This window comes from Cupriavidus sp. WS, from assembly GCF_000395345.1.
Taxonomy (GTDB): domain Bacteria; phylum Pseudomonadota; class Gammaproteobacteria; order Burkholderiales; family Burkholderiaceae; genus Cupriavidus; species Cupriavidus basilensis_B.
Window position 1 is genome coordinate 1 of record NZ_AQPL01000615.1, and the last position, 1,672, is coordinate 1,672.

Sequence of the window (1,672 nt, forward strand, 5' to 3'; positions counted from 1 at the left end):
GCAAAGCCAGGCGGCATGCGGGTTTGCGGTTTGGCACCGCACATCCGGCGCGGGGCCGCGCGATGCGATGGCCCCGGCGGCTGGCGGGCCGCGGCCAACACCGCGCCGCCATGTGTTCGTTGGCGCGCGACACCTCGCCACGCCCGCGCGCGCCGCGCGGCGCTTGTGCCGCCTCTGCATCGCCCGTGCGTCGCCCAGGCGATGCACGCGAGGTTTGCGATTGGCATGAGTGCGCACTAGTATCCATCGTGGGCAGGTACTCGCCGGCGGACGGCGGGTAGGCGCTCAATGCGCGACTTCGCGCTACCACGTCGCGGCTGCACCGATGGCTAGCATTCCGGATCTGATACGAACCTTCCAGAGCGGTGGTCTTTCGCACGAAGAGCTGTTTGCCCGCATCGACCGCACCCTGGCCGCGGACCACGCCAGCGCGCGGCAGTTGGCGGACATGCTCAGCGAGGAAAACACGCGCGTGCCGCTGCCGCCCGGCGTCTACGAGGAAGTGCTGCGCCGCATCGAGCGCCGCGGCGCCACGCAGTTCGAGGAAGGCGGCGAAGAAACCCGCATGGAGACCGGGCCGGCGGGCGCGCCTTTCATGTCGTCCCCGCCCGCGTCGTCTCCTTCGTCTCCTTCATCGTCCCCGGCGTCCGCCGAGGGCGCGGGCCAGGCGCTGCCCGCGGGCGAGCCGGCCAAGGGCGTGGGCGATACGCTCAACGGCCGCTTCGTGCTGGAGGAATGCCTCGGCGTGGGTGGCATGGGCACGGTCTACAAGGCGCTCGACCTGCGCAAGCTGGAAGCCTCCGACCGCCGGCCCTACATCGCCATCAAGGTCCTCAACGTACAGTTCCGCGGCCACCCCAAATCGCTGATCGCGCTGCAGCGCGAGGCGCGCAAGGCGCAGACGCTGGCGCACCGGAACATCGTCACCGTCTACGACTTCGACCGCGACGGCTCGGTGGTCTACCTGACGATGGAGTACCTGCAGGGCAAGTCGCTCAACCGCATCCTGCGCGCGCCGGACTTCACCGGCATGCCCTATGCCAAGGCGCTGCCCATCATCACCGGCATGGCGCGCGCGCTGTCCTACGCGCACGAGCGCGGTTTTGTCCACTGCGACTTCAAGCCCGCCAACGTCTTCATCACCGATTCCGGCGAAGTGAAGGTGATCGACTTCGGCATCGCGCGCGTGTTCCAGCAGCCGGCCGACGACGCCGATCCCACCGTGTTCGACCCCGGCACGCTCGGCGGCATGACGCCGGCCTATGCCAGCCCCGAGATGTTCGAGCACCGCGAGCCGGACCCGCGCGACGACATCTACGCGCTGGCCTGCGTGACCTACGAACTGCTCACCGGGCGCCATCCCTACGAGCGGCTCTCGGCCAACCAGGCGCGCAGCGGCGGCCTCAAGCTGCAGCGGCCGAAGCTGCTCGCGCGCGGCCAGTGGCGCGCGCTGCGCGCCGCGCTGTCGTTCGACCGCGCCACGCGCACGCCCACCGTGGCGCGCTTCCTGGCGGACCTCGGCGCCGCGCGCGGCGGCATGCCGCCGCTGGCGCGCGTCGGCGCGGCGGCGCTCGCCGGCGTGCTGGTGGCCGGCGGCCTCGGCTACTTCGCGTGGCGCATGCGCGGCGCCGATACCCGGCCGCCGCCTGAGCAGGCCGCCGCCGGCGCGCCC

At 71.7% G+C, this 1,672-nt stretch carries 1 protein-coding gene; it reads left to right on the forward strand.

Annotated elements, in window-relative coordinates:
• Positions 1 to 325 precede the first annotated feature (325 nt).
• Positions 326 to 1,672 (forward strand): serine/threonine-protein kinase (locus K206_RS0135640; protein WP_020207021.1); only part of this gene is annotated, 1,347 nt, incomplete at its 3' end.